Source organism: Micromonospora profundi (assembly GCF_011927785.1).
Lineage (GTDB): Bacteria > Actinomycetota > Actinomycetes > Mycobacteriales > Micromonosporaceae > Micromonospora > Micromonospora profundi.
In genome coordinates, this window is record NZ_JAATJK010000001.1 from 2,045,688 (window position 1) to 2,069,096 (window position 23,409).

A 23,409-nucleotide genomic window follows, 5' to 3' on the forward strand; every position below is an offset into this window, starting at 1 on the left:
GCATGAAGGCCACCGCCTGGATGGGCACCGACCACGTCAAGGTGATCGACGTACCCGACCCGAAGTTGATGAACGCCCGCGACGCGATCGTGAAGATCAGTACCACCGCGATCTGCGGGTCCGACCTGCACCTCTACCACGGCTACATACCGGCGATGCGCAAGGGCGACATCCTCGGACACGAGTTCATGGGCGAGGTCGTCGAGGTCGGGCCGCAGGTGCGCAACCTCAAACCGGGCGACCGCGTCGTGGTGCCCTTCCCCATCGCCTGCGGACACTGCTCGTCCTGCCAACGTGGCCTCTACTCGGTCTGCGAGAACTCCAACCCCAACGCCGGCATAGCCGAGAAGGTCATGGGCCACTCGCCGGCCGGCATCTTCGGCTATTCCCACCTGCTCGGCGGGTACGCAGGCGGCCAGGCCGAGTACGCCCGGGTGCCGTTCGCCGACATCGGCCCGCTCAAAGTGCCCGACGAGATCCCCGACGACCAGGCGGTGACGCTCGCCGACGTGTTCCCGACCGGCTACATGGGCGCCGAGATGTGCGACATCAAACCCGGGCAGGTCATCGCCGTCTGGGGCGCCGGGCCGGTGGGACTCCTCGCCGCGGCCAGCGCCCGCCTCCTCGGCGCCGAACGAGTGATCGTCATCGACCGCTTCCCGTACCGGCTGCGCCTCGCCGAACAGCACGCCGGCGCCGAAACGATCAACTACGAGCACACCGACGTGCTCGACACCCTCAACGAGCTGACCGCCGGCCGGGGACCCGATGCGTGCATCGACGCCGTCGGACTGGAAGGCCACCACGGAAACGCCGCGATCTACGCGTACGACAGGGCCAAGCAGGCCACCCGTACCGAGACGGAACGCCCGTTCGCACTGCGCGAGGCGATCCTCGCATGCCGCTCCGGCGGAGTGGTATCGGTCATCGGCGCCTACGGTGGCGTCGTCGACAAGTTCCCGATGGGCGCGTTCATGAACCGCTCGCTGACCATGCGTACCGGCCAGTGCCACGTCCAGCGCTACACCCGTCCGCTGCTGGAACGCATCCAGCGAGGCGAGATCGATCCGAGCTTCGTCGTCAGCCACCGCATGCCGCTGCGCGACGCCCCGAAGGGCTACAAGATCTTCCAAAAGAAGCAAGACGAGTGTACGAAGGTGCTGCTCAAAGTCTGACCAGTGCCCGGACGCCTCCAGTCGAGAGAAGCGTCGCCCGTCGTGTCGCCCGTCGTGTCGTGTCGCCCGCTCGTCGTGCTGCGCCGCGCCGCGCCGCGCGCCGTGCGCTTGTCCGCGCCGTGCGCTGTCCGCGCCGCGCGCTCCGCCCCTGCGGTGGGGAGTGGCTGGGGGAGTGGTGGGTGGGTTCGTGGGACGGAGGGTTAGGGGATTGGCCACTCATGGACCGGGCGGTTGCTGTGCATCAGCGTCACGTAGTGCCGGACCACCTCGCGTAGCGCCTCCGGCCGGTCCAGATGGTCAGCGGACTCCAGTCGGTGCAGTGTCTCCACCTGCCAGCTCGCGCCGTTGCGGCCGGTGAGGCAGCGCTGCTCGATGATGTTCAGCAGCCGGTCGCGCTCTTCCGGGTCGAGGCCCCAGCGGTCCAGGCCGTGGTGCGCCAACGGCAGCAGTCGGCGCAGCACCAGTTCGGTGACCGGAAGGTAGCCGAGGCCCGGCCAGAAGACCTGGGCGTCGATGCCGTACCGGGCGCAGCTGTTGAAGTTCTCCTCGGCGGCGCTGAACGACATCTGCGACCACAGCGGCCGGTCCGATTCAGCCAGGGCGCGGACCAGTCCGAAGTAGAAGGCGCCGTTGGCGATCGTGTCCAGCACTGTGGGGCCGGCGGGCAGCACCCGGTTCTCCACACGCAGGTGCGGGCGGCCACGCGACACGTCGTACACGGGGCGGTTCCAGCGGTAGATCGTGCCGTTGTGCAGCCGCAGCTCGGCCAGGTTGGGCACCTCGCCGGCCGCGAGGGTCTGCGCCGGATCCTGAGCGTCGCAGACCGGCAGCAGCGCCGGGAAGTAGCGCACGTTCTCCTCGAACAGGTCGAAGACAGTGGTGATCCAGCGTTCGCCGAACCAGACCCGGGGTCGTACCCCCTGGGCTTTGATCTCCTCCGGCCGTGTGTCGGTGGCCTGCTGGAACAGCGGGATGCGGGTCTCGCGCCACAGCTCCCGACCGAACAGCAGCGGCGAGTTCGCGCCCAACGCCACCTGGATGCCGGCGATTGCCTGCGCGGCGTTCCAGTAGTCGGCGAACTGCGCCGGGCTGACCTGGAGGTGGAACTGTGTGCTGGTGCAGGCCGCCTCCGGGGTGATCGTGTCGGCGGTGACCGACAACCGCTCCACCCCGCTGATGGAGATGGGCAGGTCCTCGCCACGGGCGGCGAAGATCTGCTCGTTGAGCAGCTTGTAGCGAGGATTCGCCGAGAGGGTGTCGGCGGTCAGGTGTTCGGGCCGCAACGTCGGCAGAATGCCGATCATGACCATGTGCGCGCCGATGGCCCGGGCCTTCTCCTCCGCGGCGTTGAGGCTGGCCCGCACGTGCTCCTCGAAACCGGCGGTGCCGGTGCCGGTCAGCCGACGCGGCGGCACGTTGATCTCGATGTTGAACTGGCCCAGCTCCGTCTGGAAGTGCGGGTCGGCGATGGCCGCCAACACGTCGGCGTTGCGCATCGCCGGGTCCGAGGCCTCGTCGACGAGGTTCAGCTCGATCTCCAGCCCCGACATGGGCCGGTCGATGTCGAACCGCGACTCGCGCAGCATCTCGGCGAAGACGTCGAGGCAGTTGCGGACCTTCTCGCGGTAGCGGGCCCGGTCCTCCCGACTGAAGGTGCGTACGCCGACATCTTCGCCCATGGTCACCACCCTGTCACCGCTGGTTCCCCTAACCTTGCACGGCTGCACGGGCGGGGGAAGACCCGACGCACCTTTCCTACCCACTGACGGGCCTGGTGATCCCTGTCGCGCTCGCGTGGTCCGTGCGGATGTGGCCTACCGGCGCCGCTACCATTGCCGCCCGAGAGGTGGTGGCGTGCGGATGCGCAAAAAGGTGACCCGGCTGTTCGTCGCGGCGGCGATCGCCGAGGCCTGTTCCTGGCTGGCCCTGCTGGTCGGTATGGCTGTCAAGTACGGCCCGCCGGACAACGAGCTGGGCGTGAAGATCTTCGGCCCGATCCACGGCGGCCTCTTCGTCGCGTACGGCCTGCTTGTCCTCGCCATGGCCCGCCTGCACCGGTGGAGCATCCCGGCTACCGTCGTGGCACTTGCCTGCGCCGTGCCGCCGTTCGCGACGATCGTCTTCGAGCGCTGGGCGCAGCGCCGGGGCATGCTCGGCAGCGCCGACCGATCCACCCGCGAGCCCACCCCGGTCGGCTGACCCGCCCGTACACACGCAAGCCGCGCCCGGCCCAGGCGGCGGGCCCGGCACGAGCGCGCCGCCCGGCTGGTCAGGTCAGCGCGGAGCAGGCCGTCACACCGGCGAGCAGGAGTACGCCCACAAGGGCCTGCAACAGCAGCGGCGGGCCGAGGTGGGACCAGAGCGTGGCGGTACGCGGGGTGAGCAACTGCCCGGTGGTGAGGTTGACGATCCGCTCGATCCGGGGCGGCAGGTCCGGGTCGCGTTGCGGGCGCAGTGTGAGCTGGACGTGGTCGGCGGGGTGCAGAGCGCTCTGCGGCAGATGACCGTGTAGCTCCACCTCGCAGAGCTGGCCTGCGGTGTTGCGCAGCCGTACCGGCGTGACGAGGTATTCCGGGCCCTTCTTCAGCTCCTTCCAGCGGCGCCTGGTGCCGCCACCACCGAAGGAGAAGAGCGCGCGCAGCAGCAGGGCGGGCAGTCGGGCGAACGCCGCGGCTGTGAGCACCGCGACGAGCACCGGTTGACCGATGCGTACCTCGCGGGTGTAGCCCTCCAGGAGGCGGACCAGCCGCCCGGTGACGATGCGCTCCGTCGGGTGAACGATCCGACGTGTATCGAGGCCGCTGTCCATTTCCACCACCGAGAGTCCGCGTGTGTTCACTGATCGTATCGATTTCGCCGGTTGAACGACGTGAATGAAACCTGGTCACGGGGTCACGGCCGCGAGGTGACATCCCTGGCGACCCGGGTAAGCGGGGGGTCGAGCTGGAAAGGGGTCGAGCATGCAGCTGTCCTTCCTGCGCCCGCTCTACGACCGACCCGGGCCGTGGTGCTCGGTGTACCTGGACGCCTCCGCCGACACGGAGGACGCCCATCCCGCGCTGGACCTGCGCTGGCGTGCTCTCGAACGCAGCCTTGCCGAACAGGGCGCCGACGAGGCGAGCATCGCCGCGCTGGACCGGGTGATCCGGGGTCACGACCCGATGGTCGGGGACTACGGCCTCGCGGTCTTCGCCAGCCACGGCCGGGTGGTGCTCTCCGAGTACCTCTCCGCGCCGCCGCTGCGCGACCTGGCGAACTTCGGGCCGTTGCCGCACGTGATGCCGCTGCTCGCGCAGCGCGGCGAGCAGGTGGCCTGGGTACGGGTCCTGGCCGATCGCACCGGCGCCGACGCGATAGCGATCAGCGCCGGAGGGGTGCCCCGACGGGCGCACGTCTCCGGGCGGGACAGCTTCCCGCTGCGCCGCGTGCAGCCTGGCGGCTGGTCCCAGTCGCACCACCAGAGGGCCGCCATGGAGGCGTGGCACCACAACGCTGGCGACGTCACGGCGGCGACAGTCGAACTCGCCGAGAAGGTCGGCGCGGAGGTGGTGGTCGTCGCCGGTGACGTCCGCGCCACCGGGATGATCGCCGCCCAGATGCCTGAGCGCTGGCAGGACGCGATGGTGCGTACCGATGCCGGCTCGCGGGCCGGCGGGGCGGACCAGACGCTGCTGGACGACCTCACGGTGCAGACCATCGCCGAGGTCGCCGACCAGCGGATCACCGCCGCGCTGGACCGGTTCGGCGTGCAGGAGGACGTCGGCGCCGGCCTCGACGCCGTCGTCTCGGCCCTGCAACGCAACCAGGTCGACACGATGCTCATCGTGGACGACCCGTCGGCAAACGGTGAGCTGTGGATCGGCTCCGAGCCGACCGAGATCGCCGTCGACAGGGGCCAGCTCGCCGCCATGAGCGTGGACGACCCGCAGCGGGTACGCGCCGACGCGGCGCTGGTGCGGGCGCTTGTCGGCACCGACGCGGCGTTGACCGTGCTGGGCCCGGACGAGGCGCCCGACCTGACCGACGGCGTCGGCGCGGTCCTGCGGTACGTCGACGCGAGCACGCCGGGGCGGGGCAATGGCTGAGCGCCTTGTCGCCGACCTCCTTGTGGAGCGACTGCGCGCCTGGCGGGTGCCACGGGTGTTCGGCTATCCCGGCGCGGCGATAGCCCCGCTCGTCGACGCGCTCGACAACTCCGGCGGCGACCCGGCGTTCGTCCCGGCCCGGCACGAGGAGACGGCCTCGTTCATGGCCACCGGGCACGCCAAGTTCACCGGCGGCATCGGGGTCTGCCTGGCCACCCAGGGGCCGAGCGCTGTGCAGCTGCTCAACGGCCTGTACGACGCCAAGCTGGACAGCAAGCCGGTGGTGGCGATCGTCGGTGAGGACATCACCGGTCCGCTCGGCGGCGCGCACCAGCAGATCGGGTTGAGTCGACTGTTCGGTGACGTGTGCAACCAGTTCGTGCGGTACGCCCGCAGCCCGGAGGCTGTGGCGTCCCTGCTGGACCAGGCGTTCCGTACGGCGGCGGCGACCCGCAGCCCCACCTGTGTGGTGCTGCCCCGGCATCTGCAGGAGGCGGTGGTGCCCAAGCTGCAGTCGCTGGGCGCCGGCGTGATCACCGCGACGCCGGGGGAGCCGCTGGCCCGGGTGCTGCCGCACGAGGTGGACCTGGACGCCGCCGCGCAGGTGCTGGGCAGCGGTCAGCGCACAGCGATCCTTGTGGGTCAGGGTGGCCGGGGCGCGGCAGAGGAGATCATCGAGCTGGCCGACCGGCTGGGCGCGGGTGTGGCCACGTCGCTGCTGGGCAAGCCGGTCCTCGACGAGCGTCTGCCCTTCCACGCCGGGGTGCTCGGTGAGGTCGGCACCCCGGCCGCGGCGGAGCTGATGGGTGGCTGCGACACGCTGCTGCTCGTCGGCACGAACGACCCGTGGACCGACTACTTCCCGATGCCCGACCAGGTCCGCGCCGTGCAGATCGACATCGACGGCACCCGGATCGGCAGCCGCTATCCGGCGGATGTGCCGCTGGTCGGCGACGCCGCCGAGACGTTGCGCGCGCTGCTGGCCCGGGTACAGGGCCAGCCGAACCAGCAGTGGCGAGCGACGGTGCAGAGCGCTGTCGACAGATGGCGGGCCGATGCCGCCGACCGGGCCGCCCAGCCCGCCGAACCGATCAATCCGCAACTGGTGCTCCAGGAGCTGTCCAACCGGATCCCGCACGTCGGGTCGGTCGCTGTCGACGTCGGGTCGGTCCTGTTCTGGTACGCCCGGCACCTCGTCCTGCCGCCGGGGGTGAACGCGCAGTTGTGCGGCACGCTCGGCTCGATGGGCTGCGCCCTGCCGTACGCGGTGGCCGCCAAACTCGCCACGCCCGACAAGCCCGTCATCGCGCTTGTGGGTGACGGCGCCATGCAGCTCAACGGCCTCGCCGAGCTGATCACGGTGTCACACCACTGGCAGAAGTGGGCCGATCCACGGCTTGTGGTGCTGGTGCTCAACAACCGTGACCAGTCAGGCATGGGCGGTGGTCGACCGGCGTCACCCGACACGACGACCCGCCGCCCCGACGTGCCGTACGCCGGATGGGCCCGGCTGTTGGGGTTGCACGGCGTGCGGGTGGACCGACCGGAGTTGGTCGGCGCGGCCTGGGACGAGGCGTTGGCCGCGGACCGTCCGTGCGTACTCGAAGCGGTGGTCGACCCCGCTGTGGCGCTGGCCCCGCCGGAGCCGGCCTTCGCCGACCTGCGTGGCCTGTACGCCGAGGGGGAGCCGGCCCGGCGGATACGCGAGCAGGTGGAGCAGGCTGTGGCCGTGCAGGATGTCGTTTAGGCGCATCCGGCCAGGGCATCAGTAGCGGCCCTGATGATGCTGGAGGTCCCATGTCGGAGCCCGCCGACCGCCGTTACGGTCCTGCGTCTCTGCCGCAGCCGCGCGGCCCGCTGTCCGCCGCGGTGACCGGCGCTCTGCGGAGTACGCCGCACGACCTGCCGCCCACCCTGGGCGCCGACCTGGACCCGGCCGACGCGCTCACCGACGAGGACCTGCAACTGACGCTGTTCCTCTGCTACGAGCTGCATTACCGCGGCTGGCGCGGTGTGGACGAGGGCTGGGAGTGGCAGCCGACGCTGTTGGCCCTGCGGGCCCGCGCCGAGCGTCCCTTCGAGGCGGCGCTGCGCCGGCTGGTGGGCTCACCGCCGGTGCCGCCCGGCGGGGTGGCGGCAGGGCTGACCGAGCTGGTTGAGGCCGACGACGGGCCGCCGTTGGCCCGTACCCTGCAACGGCACGCCGACCTCGCCCAGTTCCGTGAGTTCGTCGCCCACCGCTCGGTGTACCACCTGCGCGAGGCGGACCCGCACAGCTGGGCGCTGCCCCGCCTCGGAGGGCCGGCCAAGGCCGCCCTCGTCGAGATCCAGACCGACGAGTACGGCAACGGCCGGCTGGAGCGGATGCACGCCGAGTTGTTCCGGCGCACCCTGGGACGGCTCGGAATGGACACCGACTACGGCGCCCACCTGGACGCGGTGCCCGCCGTGACGCTGGCGACGAACAACCTGATGTCGCTGTTCGGGTTGCACCGGCGGCTGCGGGGGGCGCTGCTCGGGCACCTCGCGGCCTTCGAGATGACGTCGTCGCTGCCCAACCGCCGGTACGGCAACGGGCTGCGCCGCCTCGGTCTGGACGAGGTGGCCACCCGCTTCTACGACGAGCACGTGGAGGCCGACGCGGTGCACGAGCAGATCGCCGCGCACGACCTGTGCGGCGGTCTCGTCCGGGCGGAGCCGGCGCTGTCCGGCGATGTGCTCTTCGGAGCGGCGGCGGCCCTCGCGGTGGACCGGCTGTTCGCCGGGCACCTGCTCGACAGTTGGGCTGCCGGCCGCAGTTCGCTGCGCTCACCCGCCCCGCCGCCTGCCGCCCTGGCCGCGCCGGCGTCCATCTCGCTCGCCGGGGCGGTCTCCGGTGCGCGGGCACTGCCGGCCGAGCCCGTCGTCGCCTGACAGCGCCCAGCCGGTGTCGCGGGCCGTCCCGGCACCTCCCTGCGGACATCACCTTCCTCCCGGCGCTCCGGCGGCGGGACGCGACCCTCGACGGTCAGCTCTCGCGGGCGGTGCCGGCACGGAAGTTGATCATCTTGTGGGTGCCGTCGCAGAACGGCTTGAGCGCCGACTTGCCGCACCGGCACAGCGCCACAGTGCCCCGGCGGGCGTCGATCCGCTCGCCGTCCGGGGTGACGAGCGCGAAGTCGCCACGGACCAGCAGCGGTCCGTCCTGGTACGGGGTGATCGTGGCGGCGGGCAACTCGCTGGCGTCGTCGGTGCTCATGGGCCCGGAAGTGCCCGCCCCGGCCGCGTCGAAACCGGTGCGGCGGCCCGGGACCCGATGGCCCTCGCAAGCCCGCGCTGCCGCCGTGGGGGTGATCGTCGGGCAACGCCACCGATGAGCGGCGCAGCCCGCCGACCTGTGGATTCGTGCCGCCGGGTGGGTGATGTGCCGTTTGAACCCCATCGGGACGGGAAGCCGGGCCGCGTGGTGAGCGAACGAGGCAAGGTGGAGCCGGTGCACACGGTGCGCAAGGGGCTCACGGCCAATGGTGCCGGTCTGGCCGGCGACCGGGTGGTGGCCGTGGGCAGCGCCGCCCGGGTCCTGGTCGCCGCCACCGCACGGGCGCTGCGCGGCGCGGACTGCGCGGATCTCGGGCAGGCCGGGCCGATGTCCCGCTTCCCGGGCGCCCCCGAGCCGGTACGCCGCGCGGTGGCCACCCGGGCCGCCGGCCGGGTCGTGCTCACCGACGGCCAGGTCGACGAGGTGGACGGGGCGCGGGTGGCGCGCTGGTTCGTCGACCAGTACCCGAGGGGGCAGTACCCGGGCGTGCTTCTCGGCGGCCCGCACGGCGCTGCGGCGCATCTCGCGGTGGCCCTCGGTGTGCCGTGGCTGCCGACGGGCTTCGAGATGACAGCGCAGTGGCCCGGCGGCGCCGTGGACCGCCCGGCCGAGGCACTGGAGCACGGTGGGGCGCTCGCTGCCCGGCTGCACGCCGGCAACCCGGACCTGCACCTGCGCCAGGTGCACTGCCCGGCCAGCCGAGGATCGTTGAGCGGGGTGACGGTGTCGCTGGCGGCGCGCTGGCGGACGCTGCCGGCCGCGTACACGCAGTTCCTCACCGACCGGTTGAGCGCGGGGGCCCCCGTCGTGCTGGTCCGCGACGCGCGGAGCTGGCCGGTGCTGGAGCGCGGTCCCGGCCACAGCTTCCAGGTCGGATGCCCGGCCAGCGGACTGGACCCGGTGGACTTCCACAGGGACAGTCACGCCCTGCGGCAGGTGCTGCGGTCCGTGGGCGGGGATGCCGCCCGGTGGGAGCCGCCGGAGGTGTCAGTGCCGTCCGGTGACGCCGAGCACGGCACGGACTCGGGTTTTGAGCTGGCCAGCAGGGACTGGGCCGCCCGCCACCAGCATCCGCTGCACCGGGTGCTGGTGCCACGACCGGCGGCGCTGAGCGCGGCGGTTGCCGACCTGTACCGGCGGTGGCTGCGCGGCGCCGGCAAGACCGGTGACCGGCTTGTGGTGGAGTGCGGCCGGTTGCTCGACCCGTGGCAGGTGGTGCGGGCGGGGCTGGTGCCGTACTGGTGCGAGAACGCCACCCGGCGCAGCGTGGACGAGGCGGAGTGGTGGTTGGCCGGCAGCGAGGCGTTCAGCTCGGTGGACGTGCTGCCCGAGCCGCCCGGGGTCCGCTCACCCGCCCTTGCCGGGCTGCCGCAGTGGCTGGCGGTGGCGGGCTTCGGCCGGCGGCGTCGTGCCCTGGACCGGACCGCCGCCCGGGGGTACCCGGTGACCTCGGTGCCCACCCGCCGGGCGACAGAGGTGCTGCGCGCCCAGCCGTACGACCTGCCCGTTCCGCCCCCGCTGGGGGCCGCTGAGGCGCTCTCCGTGCTCCGCGACTGCGGCGGCCACCAGGGGTTGCTGGTCTCCTGAGGCGGAGCACGCCGAAACTTCCTCGCGAACCCGGGGTCCCGTGATTGAGTACCTACGGAGCGGGAACATCGCTGACTGCGACGGCCTGATTGCGCTGCGCAGAGGCGTTGTCGCCCGCTGGCATCCCAGTCACTGACCCACTTTCCGGCCCGGTGCGTGGCTCGACCACGCGCACGACCGGTTTCCCGATCCGGGCGGGGGACCTTCCTGAGGGAGGCGCGGATGTTCGGACAGACGAGCACGGGCACGACCAGCACCACTACCACCACGACCACACCACCGCCTACCGAGCGTGGTCTGGAGGACCTCGACTCGGCGGCACTGGCGTACGCGGCCCGGATCGAAGGGCTGCCGCCGGAGCGGCGGCAGGAGGCACGGGACGACCTGGTCCGCTTCGCGCTGCCGTTCGCCGGTCGGCTGGCCCGCCGGTACCGGGGGCGGGGAGAGCCGCTGGAGGACCTGGAGCAGGTGGCTCGCCTGGGGCTTGTCAACGCCGTCGACAGGTATGACCCGGAACGGGGCTCGTTCACCGCGTACGCGGCGATCACCATCGTCGGGGAGATCAAGCGGCACTTCCGGGACCGCACGTGGGGTGTGCACGTACCCCGGCGGTTGCGTGACCTGATCCTGGAGGTGGGGCAGGCGACGGCGGCGCTGACAAGCGAACTGTCCCGGGCGCCGTCTGTGGCCGAGCTGTCGGCCCGGCTGGAGACGCCGGAGGCGGAGATCCTCGCCGCGCTGGAGTCGGCGGCCGGCTACAGCCCGGCGTCGTTGAACGCGCCGGTGGGCGGGGAGAGCTCCGCTGAATTCGGTGACCTGGTCGGCGAGTCGGACAACGCGCTGGAATCGGTCGACGACCGGGTGACCGTCAGCGGGCTGCTGCACCGGCTGCCCTGGCGGGAGCGCCGCATCCTGGCCATGCGTTTCTACGGCAACCAGACCCAGGCGGAGATCGCCGCCCGGTTCGGCATCTCGCAGATGCACGTCTCCCGGCTGCTGTCGCGGGCGCTGACCTGGCTGCGGCAGGCGATGCTCGCCGACGCGCCGCCGCCCTGGCAGAACGGCGTGGCCGAGCCGGACCCGGGCAAGACCCGCATCTCGGTGAAACAGAACGGCGACCGGGTGGTCGTGGAGGTCGGCGGCGAGATCGATCGGGACGGCGCCGACCAGTTGCGCCGCGCGATGCTGGAGGCTGTCACCGGCCAGCCGAGCGAGGTCGTCGTCGACCTGGTCGGCGCGGGTGGCTTCGACGCCGGCGGGATCGCCGCGCTGATGGCCGGGCGGGACGCCGCGGAGCGCACCGGCGTGCCGCTGCGGCTGACCCGGGTGCAGCCGGCGGTACGCCGCTCGCTGACCGCCGCCGGTATGGCACCCGCCCGGGACTGACCGGGCGGCGGTCGCGACCGTATGCAACACGACGAGGGCCGACACCAGCGTGGTGTCGGCCCTCGTTCGCGTACCTGTGTCAGCGTTCCCCGGTCTCGCCGTCGCTGTGCGGGTGCCGCCACCGCTCGTGCGGCTTCGGCGCCGCGTCGGGATCCTCCGGCGCGTCGCTGTTCTCGAAGCTCGGGCGGCGGACGTCCTCGGGCTCCGGGACGTCCACCGGCCGGGCGCCCGACTCCCGCGCCGGCTGGTACGCGGCTGCCTCGGCGGCACCGTGCGCGCCTTCGGAGGCGGGCGACTCCGGCGCGTGGTGTTCGAGGTGCATCTCGTCGGCCAGGTGCTGCGGCGGTTTGGTGGTGCGCTGGGGCAGGTCGCGGCCCAGGTCGGAGACGAACGGGCCGTACTTCAGGTCGAACGCCGGCCGCTCGGAGCGGATCCGGGGCATCCGGTCGAAGTTGCGCAGCGGCGGCGGGCAGGTGGTGGCCCATTCCAGGGAGTTGCCGAACCCCCACGGGTCGTCAACCGTCACCATCGCCCCGTAGCGCCAGGACTTCCACGCGTTGTAGATGAAGAACAGCGTGGACAGGCCGAGGACGAAGGCGAAGATGCTGGAGATCGTGTTGAGCGTGGTGAAGCCGTCGGTGGGCAGGTAGTCGGCGTACCGGCGGGGCATCCCCTCGTTGCCCAGCCAGTGTTGCACCAGGAAGGTGCCGTGGAAGCCGATGAACATCGTCCAGAAGTGCGCCTTGCCGAGTCGCTCGTCGAGCAGCCGGCCGGTCATCTTCGGCCACCAGAAGTAGTAGCCGCCGAACAGGGCGAACACCACGGTGCCGAAGAGCACGTAGTGGAAGTGCGCCACGACGAAGTAGCTGTCGTGGGTGTGCCAGTCGGCAGGCGGGCTGGCCAGCAGCACCCCGGTGAGCCCGCCGAGCAGGAACGTGACAAGGAAGCCGACTGCGAACAGCATCGGTGTCTCGAAGGTGAGCTGGCCCTTCCACATGGTGCCGATCCAGTTGAAGAACTTCACGCCGGTGGGCACCGCGATCAGATAACTGAGGATGCTGAAGAACGGCAGCAGCACCTGGCCGGTGGCGAACATGTGGTGCGCCCACACCGTCATGGACAGCACGGTGATCGCGGCGGTCGCCAGCACCAGCCCGGTGTAGCCGAAGATCGGCTTGCGCGAGAACACCGGGATGATCTCGGTGATGATGCCGAAGAACGGCAACGCGATGATGTACACCTCGGGATGGCCGAAGAACCAGAACAGGTGTTGCCAGAGCATCGGGCCGCCGGTGGCCGCGTCGTAGACGTGCGCGTTGAGCAGCCGGTCGGCCGATAGCCCCAGCAGCGCGGCGGCCAGCAGGGGGAAGACCAGGATCACCAGCAGGCTGGTGAACAGCATGTTCCAGGTGAAGATCGGCATCCGGAACATCGTCATCCCGGGCGCGCGCAGGGTCAGGATCGTGGTGATCAGGTTGACCGCGCCGAGGATGGTGCCCAGGCCGGAGACGACAAGGCCGAGGACCCACATGTTCGCGCCCACGCCGGGGCTGTTCGAGGCGTCGCTGAGCGGGGTGTACGCCGTCCAGCCGAAGTCCGCCGAACCCTGCGGCGTGAGGAACCCGCCGATGACCATGAGGCCGCCGAACAGGTACAACCAGTACGCCAGCGCGTTGAGTCGGGGGAACGACACGTCGGGCGCGCCGATCTGGATCGGCACGATGTAGTTGGCGAACCCGAAGGCCGCCGGGGTGGCGAACAGCAGCAGCATCACCGCGCCGTGCGAGGTGAAGAGCTGGTTGTACTGCTCGGCCGAGAGGATCTGCATCCCCGGGCGGGCCAGCTCGGCCCGGATCAACATCGCCTCCAGCCCGGCCACCAGGAAGAACGCAAACGAGGTCAGCAGGTACAGGATGCCGATCTGCTTGTGGTCGGTGGTGCCGAGAAACCTGATCAGAGAGTTGCCGGGGACCGGTGCCCGTACCGCTCCGGGGAAGCCCCCGAAGCGGGCCGGTGCAAGGATCGCCGGGCCCCGATCTCGACCGGGTTCCGTGGTTACCCGCTTGGGCATGGCATTCTCACCCCGTCGTGACGGCAGAAAGGACGGGCGTACCTACCCGACCCTCCCACCATAAAACCAGGCGAGAGCGGTAATTTCGGTCAGATCGCCGGTACCGGTGGAAGCACCCCGAACCGTCAGGTCGCGGGCAGCATCGCCCAGACGGCCTTGCCCTGGCCCGCCGGCACGCTGCCCCACCGCTGCGCCAGCTCCCGGACCAGCATCAGCCCACGACCACCCTCGGCCCGCAGGTTGGCCTCGGCGGGCCGGGCCGGCGCGCCGCTGCCGTCCACCACTGCCAGATGCAGGTACTGCCGGCGCAGGGTCACCGTCACCTGCATGGGCGTGCCCGCGTGCCGCACGACGTTGCCGACAAACTCGCTGAGCACCAGGGCGGCCGGACCGGCGGCGTTCGGCAGGTTCCACCGGGTGCACGCGTCGCCCACCAGCTCCCGGGCCCGCCGGCAGGCCTCGGCCACCGGCTCGAACCGGGCCCGGACCCGGAACGGCGTGGCCGCGCCCGCGATCCGGGTGGCCTCCGCGCAGTCCGCTGACACCGGCACGACACGGCACGTCGTCGACTCCGCCAGCCAGCGGGCGGCGACCGGCGGCGGAGCGCAGAGCACCACAGGCACGGCAGGCCACTCCTCGGCCCGCCGGGCCGTCGCCGCGAAGACCGACAGCGCCAACCGATCCCGTACGGCGACGTCGGTGAGGTCGACCACCAGCGCCTCCGGCTGGGTGGCCAGCGCATCGCCCAGCGCCTGGTGAACGGTGCGCATCGTGCCCAGATCCAGCGGACCGCTGAGCCGAACCACCGCCACCGGCGCCGCGTCACGCACCTCGCAGACGATCCGGTCGGACATGGAACCTCGCTTCGGCTGGTGTGTCGGGATCTGCGAACTACCCGACGTCGAGCCGCACCAAACCGGCCCGCCACGCGCCGCTGCCGCCGACGGCGGACACGCCCTCGGCGGCAGCGACTGGTGCGGGCAGGTCAGACGGGTTGCAGGCGCGGCGCGCTGGCCAGCTCCCGGACCCGCTCGTACAGCTCGACGTAGCGCTGGGCCATCACCGCAGGCGTGAACCGCTGCGCGGCAACCCGGCGGCACTCGTCGGCGTCGAGAAGGTCGGCGGCCAGGACGAGATCGGCCAACTCCTCCTCGTCGGCGGTGAGCAGCCCGGTGCGGCCGTGCTCGATCAGTTCCGGCAGGCAGCCCCGCGCGGTCGCCACCACGGGTGTGCCCAGGGCGAGCGACTCGACCACCGCCGTACCGCCCGGCTCCTCCCAGCGCAGCGGAAACAGCGACGCACGGGCGCTGGCGAGCAGGTCGTCGCGTTCCTGACCGGCCACCGTGCCGACCCAGCGGACCAGATCACCGTCGACGTGCGGGGCCACCTCGTCGAGGAAGAACCGCACGTCCGGGTTCTGTCGGGCCTCGTCGCCGGCCGCCGCCAGATCGGCCGGGCGATGGTACGGGCCGACCGGCCCCGCCAGCACCAGCGGGAAACCGACCCGCTGCGCGAGCCGGGCGCCCACGTCCTGCCCCTTGCCCGGATTGATCCGGCCCAGGATGAGCAGGTGCTCGCCCTTGTCGGGTCGCTGCCGGCGGTCGGCGTCCACGGCCAGCGGGGTGGACAGGTGCACGTGACCCACCGAGTGCTCGCGCAGCGCCAGTGGGGCGCGGGCCAGCTGGGAGGCGGAGACGCCGTTGACCCGGACCCGGTCGCCGCCGTCCAGGCTTCCGTACAGGTCGGGGTGCTTGGCGAGATCCCAGTGCAGTGTGTGCAGGGTCGGCGGCCCGGACGGCCCCATCGCCGCGAGGGTGGCCAGCCCCACCGCCTCCACGTGGTCGTGCACCAGGTCGATGTCGTCGCGTGCGTGCAGCTCCCGGACCACCCCGGCAAGGTGCGCCTGGGCGATCCCGCAAACCTGGTTGTACGGCCGTTGCAACGACGCGAACTGCCCGTCGGCGAAGACCGACACCTTCTCGTCCACCGGCAGGGTGCTGCTCTGCACCGAGGCGAGGACCACGCGTACGCCGAGTCGGCGCAGCTCGGGCACCAGGGTGGCGATCACGTTCTCGATGCCGCCGTAGCCCGGTGGGGGCACCGACAGCCACGGGCCGGCGTTCATCAGCACGGTGAGGCTCATCGGATTCCGCCCTTCGGTAAGGCGGCGCTCCCACGCCGCGCGGTCGTGCTCACGGTGCCGTTGGTTCGCGCCTGCGGGGCTCGCAAGATCGGCTCACTTTTCGCGCTCACGCGGCGGCCACCCGTCGACGCGGCACCCGGTGACGCAGCTCCGCCAGCGGCGGGCGCTCCTCGATGGACACGTCGCTGACCACGATCTCGCGGTCCAGGTTCGGCAGGGTGTCCGATCCGCCCCGACGGAACTGCGTCAACAGGGCCTCCGGCACCGTGTCGGGCGCCGCCCAGCCGCGCCGCTGCAACCGCGACCAGGCGGTCAGCATGATCTGGGCGGACATTCGGCCGAGGGCTGCCGTGTCCTGGTGGCGGTGCTTGCGTTCGCCCAGGTCGACCTGCGCCAACGCGTCCAGGCCGACAAGGTCCAGCAGGTCGATCAGCATGGCCGTCTCCACCCCGTACCCGGAGACGAACGGCACCCGGGCCAGCACGTCGCGGCGGCCGGCGTACTCACCGGCGAGCGGCTGCACGAAGCCGGCCAGCTCGGGCCAGAAGAGGTTGAGCAGCGGGCGGGCCATCAACTCGGTCACCCGGCCCCCGCCGTCGGGCTCCACGCTTGCCGTGCCCACCAGGGGCCGGTGGTAGAAGCCCTTCACGAAATCGACCGACGGGTCGGTGAGCAACGGGCCGAGCAGCCCGCTCACGAAGTGCGGTCGGAACTCCCGTAGGTCGGCGTCGATGAACGCCACCACGTCCCCTTCGGCGGCGGCGAGCCCGGCCCAGAGGGCGTCGCCCTTGCCGGTGAGCCGGGGCAGCCCGCGGGTCATCACGTCCTGGCTGACCACCTCCGCGCCGGCGGCCCGGGCCACCTGAGCGGTGCGGTCGGTCGACCGCGAATCCACAACGATCAGTTCGTCGACCAGGGCGACCCGGTCCATCAGGTGCTCGCGGATGGTGGACACGATCGCTCCGACCGTGGCCTCCTCGTTGCGCGCCGGCAGCACCACGCTGACCCGGCTCTCCCCCTTGGCGCGCAGCAGCCGGCGCGCCGGCCAGTCCGCTGCCGAGGTCGTCCGGTACGTGGCCCACGCCTCCACCACCGGTGACACGGTCGTATCCCGCACGGGCACCCCCTTTGTTCGTGCGTGGAATAGCGACAGTGCTTCTTCCCACTCGCCACCACGCGCTAACCGTTTCCGGAGCAACAGCTTGATCACGGTGGTGACATTGTCGCGTTCCCGGTGCATGAACGTTTGATTGCGCACACCCCAGGGGACTGCTCCCATCGAAGGAGAAACGTTCTCGAAAGAGGTTGTTGAATGCGGAAATGCCGGGTGGGTCTGATCGGCGCTGGCGGAGTGGCACAGCGCCATGCCCGCGTGCTGTCCGGGTTCGACGATGTCGAACTCATCGGGGTGACCGACGTGCTGCCGGATGCGGCGTCGGCGCTGGCCGCGCAGCACGGCGGGCGGGTCCACCGCGACGTCGCCGAGCTGCTGGCCGCCGCGCCGGACGCGGTGTACGTCTGCGTGCCGCCGTTCGCGCACGGCCCCGCCGAGGAGGCGGTGATCGACGCCGGCGTGCCGATGTTCGTGGAGAAGCCCGTCGCCGTCGACCTGGTCACCGCCGAGCGCATCGCCGACCTCGTCGCCCGACGTGGGCTGCGTACCGCCGTCGGGCACCACTGGCGTTACCTGGGCGTGGTCGACAAGGCCCGCGAGCTGCTCGCCGAGCGTCCCGTTCGGATGGTCAGCGGCGCCTGGCTGGACAAGGTTCCGCCGGTTGCCTGGTGGTCGGTGCGGGACCGCTCCGGCGGCCCGGTCGTCGAGCAGGCCGCGCACGTGCTGGACCTCATCCGGGTGCTGGCCGGCGAGGTCACCGAGGTCACGGCGTACGGCAACGGCACGCCCCCGCCCGTCGACGGCGCCGACATCGACTCGGTGACCACCGCCGCGCTGCGCTTCGCCGACGGCGCGGTCGGCACCCTCAGCGCGGCCTGCGTGCTGGGCTGGAAGCACCGGGCCGGGCTGGAGATCCTCGCCGACGGGCTGGCCCTGTCGCTCACCGAGGACGGCCTGTCGATCCGTGACGCCGACGGCGAACGGCACCTGCCCGCCGATCCGGAAGCCGCCCGGGTGGCCGTGGACCGCGCCTTCGTCGACGCGGTACGCGGAATCGGCGACGACGTCCGCGTCCCGTACGCCGAGGCCCTTGGCACCCAGCGTCTGGCCCTCGCGGTGGCCGACTCGGCGCGGACCGGAGCGACGGTACGGCTCACCGCGCCCGCCGATTCGCCGCTGCTCACCACGGGGGTGACGGTCGATGCGTGAGCGGGTCGTCACGGTCAGCGCGCCGGGCCGGGTGGAGATCGTCGAGCAGGAGGCGGCGGAGCTGCGCCCGGGCACGTTCCGCGTCGAGACCCTGTTCAGTGGAGTCTCCGCCGGTACCGAGCTGAGCTATGTCAAGGGCACCAACCCGTACCTGCACGTCACCTGGAACGCCGACCTCGGCCTGTTCCAGCCGGGCGAGGCGAGCACCCCGTACCCGGTGACCCGCCTGGGCTACATGCAGGTCGGCCGCGTGGTGGAGAGCGCCACCCCGGCGGTCGCCGTGGGCACTGTCGGCGCCATGACGTACGGGCACCGCACCGGCTGGCTCGCCGACCCGGTCGCCGAACGGTTCGTGGCGCTGCCCGACGACCTCGACCCGTTGCTCGGCGTGTACGTCGCCCACATGGGCCCGATCTGCGCCAATGGCCTGCTGCACGCCGCCGCCGACCTGCACGGCTCCGACGTGCGGTCACTCGGCGACGGCGTACGCGGCCGGCGGGTCGCCGTGATCGGCGCCGGCGTGGTGGGGCTGCTCACCGCCCTGCTGGCCCGGCGGCACGGCGCCGCTTCCGTGGTGGTCCTCGACCCCACCGAGCAGCGCCGACAGGTCGCCGAGGCACTCGGACTGGAAACCCTCGACCCGGAGGCCGACGACCCGGCGGTGGTCCTCAAGACCCGGTGGGCACACACCGCCGGTGACCGGGGCGCCGACGTGGTGTTCCAGTGCCGGGGCCAGGCGTGGGCGTTGCAGCTCGCGCTGCGGCTGCTGCGCCCCCAGGGCACCGTGATCGACCTGGCCTTCTACCAGGGCGGCGCGGACGCAGTCCGTCTCGGCGAGGAGTTCCACCACAACGGGCTGGCGCTGCGCTGCGCCCAGATCGGCAGGGTGCCGCGCGGCCTCGCGCCCACCTGGGACCGGGAGCGGCTGTCGGCCGAGACCATCGACCTGCTGCGGGCGTACGGGGACGCCATCGGTAAGCACCTGGTCTCGGCGGTGGTGCCGTTCGACGACGCGGCCACCCTGCTCACCGACCTGGCCGAACGCCGCCGCCAGGAGTTGCAGGTGGTGCTGGCCGTGTGACCCGTCGCCGCGGCGCGCTGTTCGGGTGCGTCGGCGGGCTACCGTTTCCGGAATGAGCACCCCGAAGGACGGCAGCACCTCGAAGGACCGTCCCGTCGGTCTGACCGCCCTGCTGCCGTACCTGCGGGAACACCGCGGCACCCTCGTCGTGGTGGGCCTGTTGTCGCTGGCCGGCGCCGGGGCGTCGCTGACCCAGCCGCTGCTCACCCGGTCGGTGCTCGACCGGGTCACCGACGGCCAGGGCGTGTCAGGGCTGGTAGCGGTGCTTGTCGTGCTGGTGCTGCTCGGCGCGGCCATCGGCGGGCTGCGCAACTACCTGCTGCAACGCACCGCCGAAGGGTTGGTGCTGACCACCCGCCGGCGGCTGGCCGCGCATCTGCTGCGACTGCCCATCACCGAGTACGACAGCCGGCGCACCGGTGACCTGCTCTCCCGGGTGGGCTCGGACACCACACTGCTGCGGGCGGTGGTCACCTCCGGGCTCTTCGAGACGGTCACCGGTGCGGTGATGGTGGTCGGCGCCGGCACCGCGATGGTGCTTCTCGACCCGCTGCTGTTCGGCGTCACGCTGCTCGGGGTCGGGCTGGGGCTGGGCTTCGCGGCCACCTTCGCCCGCCGGGTGCGGGCGCTGGCCCGCGCCGCCCAGGAGCGGGTCGGCGAGATGACCTCGGCGGTCGAGCGGGCCATCTCGGCGGCCCGCACCATCCGTGCCAGCCGGGCCGAGGCCCGGGAGACGGAGACCGTCGCCGGCAGCGCCCGGGAGGCGTACTCGGCGGGGCTGCGCGTGGCCCGGGTGCAGGCGGTGGTCGGCCCGATCGGCGCGATCACCGTGCAGGGGGCCTTCCTGCTGGTGCTCGGCATCGGCGGGGCGCGGGTGGCCGCCGGCGCGATCACCGTGGGCGACCTGGTCGCCTTCGTCATGTACCTGTTCTTCCTGGCCCTGCCGCTCGCCCAGGTGTTGAACGCGTACACCCAGTTGCAGAGCGGCCTGGGTGCGCTGCAACGGATCGAGGAGATCCTCGCCGTGCCCGCCGAGGGCGCGGCGGACCGGCCGACGTCCGGAGGCGCCACGGCGACCCCGCGCCAGCCCGCCCCGATGATCGAGTTCGACCGGGTGGGGTTCGGTTACCCGGGGGGCCAGGAGGTCCTGCACGACGTCAGCTTCGCGGTGCCCGCCGGCACCCGTACCGCGCTTGTCGGCCCCTCCGGCGCCGGCAAGTCGACGCTGCTCGCCCTCGTCGAACGCTTCTACGAGGTGAGCGCCGGCGCGGTCCGCATCGACGGCACCGACGTGCGGGAACTGGCCCGCGACGTGCTGCGGGCGCGGCTCGGCTATGTCGAGCAGGAGGCGCCGGTGCTCGCCGGCACGCTCCGGGAGAACCTGCTGATCACCACCCCGGACGCCACCGACGAGCGGCTGCACCAGGTCCTCGACGAGGTCAACCTGAGCCACCTGGCGAACCGCACCCCGCAGGGCCTGGACGTGCAGGTGGGGGAGGGCGGGGTACTGCTCTCCGGAGGCGAACGGCAGCGGCTGGCCATCGGCCGAGCGCTGCTTGCGAGCCCCCCGGTGCTGCTGCTGGACGAGCCGACGAGCAACCTCGACGCGCGCAACGAGGCAGCCCTGCGCCGCGCCATCGACGCGGTGGCCGTCCGTCGGACCCTGCTGATCGTGGCGCACCGGCTCGCCACGGTGGTCGACGCCGACCAGATCGTCGTCCTCGACGGCGGCCGTGTGAGCGCCGTGGGCACCCACGCCGAACTGACCGCCACCGACCCTCTGTACAGGGAGTTGGCCACCCACCAACTGCTGGTCGGCTGATCCGCGGGCGTTCCGTACCGACATGCCGGCAGATGACCGACCGGCCGGGCCGCAGAAGGCGGCTCGAATCGCGTACCGTTGCCGCTCATGGGTGTGTCGCAACGGTTCAAGAGCAAGTTCCGGCGGTTCCTGCAGCGCCCCGGTCACACCGTGGATCTTGCTCCGCTGGAGAAGCTGCTGCCGGCGATCGCGGCGCGCGAGGATGACCTCGTCGCGCTCGACGACGCCGAGCTGACCGAGGCCGCCGGCGTCGCCGCCGGGTACGAGGAGATCTGCGCCGTCGGCCGCGAGGCCGCCCGCCGGGGCCTCGACCAGCGGCCGTACGACGTGCAGCTGCTCGGCGCGATGTCGCTGCTGTCCGGCAAGGTCGCCGAAATGGCCACCGGTGAGGGCAAGACCCTGACCGCCACGATCGCCGCGTACGGGCACGTCCGGCTCGGCAACGGGCCGGTGCACGTGCTCACCGTCAACGACTACCTGGCCCGCCGCGACGCCCAGTGGATGCAACCCGTCTACACACTGCTCGGCCTCACCGTGGGCTGGGTCAACGAGGCGTCCACCCCGCAGGAGCGGCGCGACGCCTACTCGTGCGACGTCACGTACGTCTCGGTCAGCGAGGCGGGCTTCGACTACCTGCGCGACCAGTTGGTCACCGACGTGGCCGACCGGGTGCAGCCGGCACTGACCACCGCGATCGTGGACGAGGCCGACTCGATCCTCATCGACGAGGCGCGGGTGCCGATGGTCCTCGCCGGCGCCGTACCCGGCGAGCAGGACCCGGTGCACGCCGCCGCCGCGCTGGTCCGCGGCCTGCGCAAGGACCGGCACTACACGGTCGCGGAGGACGGGCGCAACGTCGCCTTCACCACCACCGGCCTGGCCGCCGTCGAGGCCAAGCTCGGCATCGACCTGTACGACGAGGAGCACGTCGCGCAGCTCTCCGCGGTCAACGTGGCGCTGCACGCGCACGCCCTGCTGTACCGCGACGTGGACTACATCGTCCGGGACGGCTCGGTCGAGCTGATCGACGAGATGCGCGGCCGGGTGGCCCAGCGCCGCCGCTGGCCGGACGGGTTGCAGGCGGCCGTCGAGGCCAAGGAGGGCCTGGACGCAACCGCCGAAGGTGAGGTGCTCGGCACCATCGCCGTGCAGGCGTACATCGCGCTCTACCCCAAGGTGTGCGGCATGACCGCCACGGCGGTGCTTGTCGGCGACCAGCTGCGGGAGTTCTTCGGCCTTGAGGTCGCGGTCATCCCGCCGAACACCCCGTGTGTCCGCGAGGACGAGCCGGACCGCATCTACGCCACCCGCGCCGAGAAGGACGAGGCGCTGATCGACGAGATCCAGCGCTGGCACGCCAAGGGCCGGCCGGTGCTTGTCGGCACGCTGGACGTCAAGGAGTCCGAAGGGTTGGCCGCCGGGCTCAACGCCGCCGGTGTGCCCTGCGTGGTGCTCAACGCCAAGAACGACGACGAGGAAGCGGCGATCATCGCCGAGGCCGGCGCGTACGGCGCGGTGACCGTCTCCACCCAGATGGCCGGTCGGGGCGTCGACATCCGGCTCGGCGGCAGCGACCAGGCCGACCAGGAGCGGGTGGCCGAGCTCGGTGGGCTCTACGTGATCGGCAGCGGCCGGCACGACAGCCGCCGGGTCGACGACCAGCTGCGCGGCCGCGCCGGCCGTCAGGGCGACCCCGGTGGCTCGGTCTTCTTCGTCAGCCTGGAGGACGACCTGGTCGTGCGGCACGCCGCCGACTCGGTGCCGGCCTCGCCCCGGATGAACGCGGACGGGCTCGTCACCGACGAGCAGGTGGACTACGCCGTCGAGCACGCCCAGCGGGTCGCCGAAGGTGTCAACCACGAGATCCACCGCAACACCTGGCGCTACAGCGTGGTGATCGAGCAGCAGCGCAAGGCCCTCGCCGAGCGCCGGGAGCGCCTGCTCACCAGCGACGTGGCCGCGCTGATGCTGCTGGACAAGATGCCCGAGAAGGCCAGCGAGATGGACGAGGACCTGCTCGCCCGCGCCGCCCGGTCCATCGCGCTCTACCACCTGGACCGGCTGTGGGCCGAGCACCTGGCCGAGCTGTCCGAGGTCCGCGAAGGTGTGCACCTGCGCGCGCTGGGCCGGCTCGACCCGCTCGACGAGTTCCACCGGGCGGCCGTACCGGCGTTCAACAACCTCGTGCCGGAGATCGAAGCCCGTACCCTCGCCACATTCGAGGAGACCGAATTCGACGAGGACTGGGAGCCCGAGGAGAGCACCCTGGTCCGGCCGACCGCCACCTGGACGTACCTGGTGCACGACAACCCGTTCGGCTCCGAGCTGGACCGGCTCATTGCCTCGGTGGGACGGCGGCTCAGCGGCGCCCCCCGCTGACTCGGCCTGCCTTCCCCGCCCATCGCCCGTAGGGGGCCCCGGTCGCGCTTTCGTGTGCC

The 23,409-nt window shown here is 72.0% G+C and carries 18 protein-coding genes; 11 read left to right on the plus strand and 7 right to left on the minus strand.

The features are described from left to right. Nucleotides 1–2 precede the first annotated feature (2 nt). Complete coding sequence (locus F4558_RS08890) at nucleotides 3–1,175, plus strand: zinc-dependent alcohol dehydrogenase (protein WP_053655737.1); 1,173 nt, start codon at nucleotides 3–5, stop codon at nucleotides 1,173–1,175. Between the two features lie 200 nt (nucleotides 1,176–1,375). Here F4558_RS08890 and F4558_RS08895 read toward each other — a convergent pair whose 3' ends face one another. After that, nucleotides 1,376–2,854: a glutamate-cysteine ligase family protein gene (locus tag F4558_RS08895; RefSeq protein ID WP_053655852.1), complete on the minus strand. Its 1,479-nt coding sequence runs from the start codon at nucleotides 2,852–2,854 to the stop codon at nucleotides 1,376–1,378. A 181-nt stretch (nucleotides 2,855–3,035) separates the two neighbouring features. Here F4558_RS08895 and F4558_RS08900 point away from each other — a divergent pair, with 181 nt between their 5' ends. Then, nucleotides 3,036–3,374, plus strand: a complete 339-nt coding sequence (locus tag F4558_RS08900) for a DUF3817 domain-containing protein (RefSeq protein WP_053655739.1) — start codon at nucleotides 3,036–3,038, stop codon at nucleotides 3,372–3,374. A 70-nt stretch (nucleotides 3,375–3,444) separates the two neighbouring features. On the opposite strand, the gene F4558_RS08905 is transcribed toward F4558_RS08900, so the two are convergent. After that, on the minus strand, nucleotides 3,445–3,993 hold the full coding sequence (locus F4558_RS08905; RefSeq protein ID WP_197281529.1) for a hypothetical protein: 549 nt from the start codon (nucleotides 3,991–3,993) through the stop codon (nucleotides 3,445–3,447). A 142-nt stretch (nucleotides 3,994–4,135) separates the two neighbouring features. On the opposite strand from F4558_RS08905, the gene F4558_RS08910 reads away from it, so the two are divergent. The 3 genes from F4558_RS08910 to F4558_RS08920 are packed head-to-tail and all read left to right on the plus strand — an operon-like array spanning nucleotide 4,136 to nucleotide 8,173. Beyond that, entirely contained in the window at nucleotides 4,136–5,260 is a 1,125-nt protein-coding gene (locus F4558_RS08910; protein ID WP_053655741.1) for a baeRF2 domain-containing protein, read from the plus strand. Next, nucleotides 5,253–7,007 (plus strand): thiamine pyrophosphate-binding protein, encoded by a 1,755-nt coding sequence (locus tag F4558_RS08915; RefSeq protein ID WP_053655743.1) that lies wholly within the window; start codon nucleotides 5,253–5,255, stop codon nucleotides 7,005–7,007. Before F4558_RS08910 ends, F4558_RS08915 begins: the two co-directional genes overlap by 8 nt. Nucleotides 7,008–7,057: 50 nt before the next feature. After that, nucleotides 7,058–8,173 (plus strand): iron-containing redox enzyme family protein, encoded by a 1,116-nt coding sequence (locus tag F4558_RS08920; protein WP_053655745.1) that lies wholly within the window; start codon nucleotides 7,058–7,060, stop codon nucleotides 8,171–8,173. A gap of 94 nt (nucleotides 8,174–8,267) precedes the next feature. Here F4558_RS08920 and F4558_RS08925 read toward each other — a convergent pair whose 3' ends face one another. Further along, nucleotides 8,268–8,498 (minus strand): CDGSH iron-sulfur domain-containing protein, encoded by a 231-nt coding sequence (locus F4558_RS08925; RefSeq protein WP_053655748.1) that lies wholly within the window; start codon nucleotides 8,496–8,498, stop codon nucleotides 8,268–8,270. Between the two features lie 243 nt (nucleotides 8,499–8,741). Here F4558_RS08925 and F4558_RS08930 point away from each other — a divergent pair, with 243 nt between their 5' ends. Both F4558_RS08930 and F4558_RS08935 read left to right on the plus strand, forming a co-directional pair. Continuing rightward, on the plus strand, nucleotides 8,742–10,145 hold the full coding sequence (locus F4558_RS08930) for a hypothetical protein (protein ID WP_053655856.1): 1,404 nt from the start codon (nucleotides 8,742–8,744) through the stop codon (nucleotides 10,143–10,145). A 222-nt stretch (nucleotides 10,146–10,367) separates the two neighbouring features. Beyond that, the gene (locus F4558_RS08935) at nucleotides 10,368–11,531 is read left to right on the plus strand and encodes a SigB/SigF/SigG family RNA polymerase sigma factor (protein ID WP_053655750.1); all 1,164 of its coding nucleotides are present in this window, start codon (nucleotides 10,368–10,370) and stop codon (nucleotides 11,529–11,531) included. 79 nt (nucleotides 11,532–11,610) lie between these two features. Here the strand turns inward: F4558_RS08935 and ctaD are convergent, their stop codons facing one another. The 4 genes from ctaD to F4558_RS08955 all read right to left on the minus strand — a co-directional run bounded on the left by ctaD (nucleotide 11,611) and on the right by F4558_RS08955 (nucleotide 16,835). Next, on the minus strand, nucleotides 11,611–13,602 hold the full coding sequence (ctaD, locus tag F4558_RS08940) for an aa3-type cytochrome oxidase subunit I (RefSeq protein WP_053655752.1): 1,992 nt from the start codon (nucleotides 13,600–13,602) through the stop codon (nucleotides 11,611–11,613). Nucleotides 13,603–13,727: 125 nt separating this feature from the next. Then, nucleotides 13,728–14,456, minus strand: a complete 729-nt coding sequence (locus F4558_RS08945) for an ATP-binding protein (protein WP_167943778.1) — start codon at nucleotides 14,454–14,456, stop codon at nucleotides 13,728–13,730. Between the two features lie 131 nt (nucleotides 14,457–14,587). Further along, nucleotides 14,588–15,745, minus strand: coding sequence for a glycosyltransferase (locus F4558_RS08950; protein ID WP_053655754.1), 1,158 nt, complete (start codon nucleotides 15,743–15,745; stop codon nucleotides 14,588–14,590). A 106-nt stretch (nucleotides 15,746–15,851) separates the two neighbouring features. Then, nucleotides 15,852–16,835, minus strand: coding sequence for a glucosyl-3-phosphoglycerate synthase (locus tag F4558_RS08955; RefSeq protein WP_231640044.1), 984 nt, complete (start codon nucleotides 16,833–16,835; stop codon nucleotides 15,852–15,854). A gap of 222 nt (nucleotides 16,836–17,057) precedes the next feature. Between F4558_RS08955 and F4558_RS08960 the strand changes: the two genes are divergently transcribed. From F4558_RS08960 to secA2, 4 genes are all read left to right on the plus strand, one after another. After that, nucleotides 17,058–18,068 (plus strand): Gfo/Idh/MocA family protein, encoded by a 1,011-nt coding sequence (locus tag F4558_RS08960; protein ID WP_053655757.1) that lies wholly within the window; start codon nucleotides 17,058–17,060, stop codon nucleotides 18,066–18,068. Continuing rightward, a complete protein-coding gene (locus F4558_RS08965; RefSeq protein ID WP_053655758.1) occupies nucleotides 18,061–19,149 on the plus strand; it encodes a zinc-dependent alcohol dehydrogenase in 1,089 nt (362 codons plus the stop codon). Before F4558_RS08960 ends, F4558_RS08965 begins: the two co-directional genes overlap by 8 nt. A gap of 52 nt (nucleotides 19,150–19,201) precedes the next feature. Next, a complete protein-coding gene (locus tag F4558_RS08970) occupies nucleotides 19,202–20,971 on the plus strand; it encodes an ABC transporter ATP-binding protein (RefSeq protein ID WP_053655759.1) in 1,770 nt (589 codons plus the stop codon). A gap of 87 nt (nucleotides 20,972–21,058) precedes the next feature. Next, nucleotides 21,059–23,350: an accessory Sec system translocase SecA2 gene (gene secA2 / locus F4558_RS08975; RefSeq protein WP_053655761.1), complete on the plus strand. Its 2,292-nt coding sequence runs from the start codon at nucleotides 21,059–21,061 to the stop codon at nucleotides 23,348–23,350. Nucleotides 23,351–23,409: the final 59 nt, after the last annotated feature.

What these genes read in the sequence shown, in the direction of transcription:
- F4558_RS08890 (WP_053655737.1), top strand. Translation starts at nt 3, where the DNA reads ATGAAGGCCACCGCCTGGATGGGCACCGACCACGTCAAGGTGATCGAC.
- F4558_RS08895 (WP_053655852.1), bottom strand. Translation starts at nt 2,854, where the DNA reads ATGGGCGAAGATGTCGGCGTACGCACCTTCAGTCGGGAGGACCGGGCC.
- F4558_RS08900 (WP_053655739.1), top strand. Translation starts at nt 3,036, where the DNA reads ATGCGCAAAAAGGTGACCCGGCTGTTCGTCGCGGCGGCGATCGCCGAG.
- F4558_RS08910 (WP_053655741.1), top strand. Translation starts at nt 4,136, where the DNA reads ATGCAGCTGTCCTTCCTGCGCCCGCTCTACGACCGACCCGGGCCGTGG.
- F4558_RS08915 (WP_053655743.1), top strand. Translation starts at nt 5,253, where the DNA reads ATGGCTGAGCGCCTTGTCGCCGACCTCCTTGTGGAGCGACTGCGCGCC.
- F4558_RS08920 (WP_053655745.1), top strand. Translation starts at nt 7,058, where the DNA reads ATGTCGGAGCCCGCCGACCGCCGTTACGGTCCTGCGTCTCTGCCGCAG.
- F4558_RS08925 (WP_053655748.1), bottom strand. Translation starts at nt 8,498, where the DNA reads ATGAGCACCGACGACGCCAGCGAGTTGCCCGCCGCCACGATCACCCCG.
- F4558_RS08935 (WP_053655750.1), top strand. Translation starts at nt 10,368, where the DNA reads ATGTTCGGACAGACGAGCACGGGCACGACCAGCACCACTACCACCACG.
- ctaD (WP_053655752.1), bottom strand. Translation starts at nt 13,602, where the DNA reads ATGCCCAAGCGGGTAACCACGGAACCCGGTCGAGATCGGGGCCCGGCG.
- F4558_RS08945 (WP_167943778.1), bottom strand. Translation starts at nt 14,456, where the DNA reads ATGTCCGACCGGATCGTCTGCGAGGTGCGTGACGCGGCGCCGGTGGCG.
- F4558_RS08950 (WP_053655754.1), bottom strand. Translation starts at nt 15,745, where the DNA reads ATGAGCCTCACCGTGCTGATGAACGCCGGCCCGTGGCTGTCGGTGCCC.
- F4558_RS08960 (WP_053655757.1), top strand. Translation starts at nt 17,058, where the DNA reads ATGCGGAAATGCCGGGTGGGTCTGATCGGCGCTGGCGGAGTGGCACAG.
- F4558_RS08965 (WP_053655758.1), top strand. Translation starts at nt 18,061, where the DNA reads ATGCGTGAGCGGGTCGTCACGGTCAGCGCGCCGGGCCGGGTGGAGATC.
- F4558_RS08970 (WP_053655759.1), top strand. Translation starts at nt 19,202, where the DNA reads ATGAGCACCCCGAAGGACGGCAGCACCTCGAAGGACCGTCCCGTCGGT.
- secA2 (WP_053655761.1), top strand. Translation starts at nt 21,059, where the DNA reads ATGGGTGTGTCGCAACGGTTCAAGAGCAAGTTCCGGCGGTTCCTGCAG.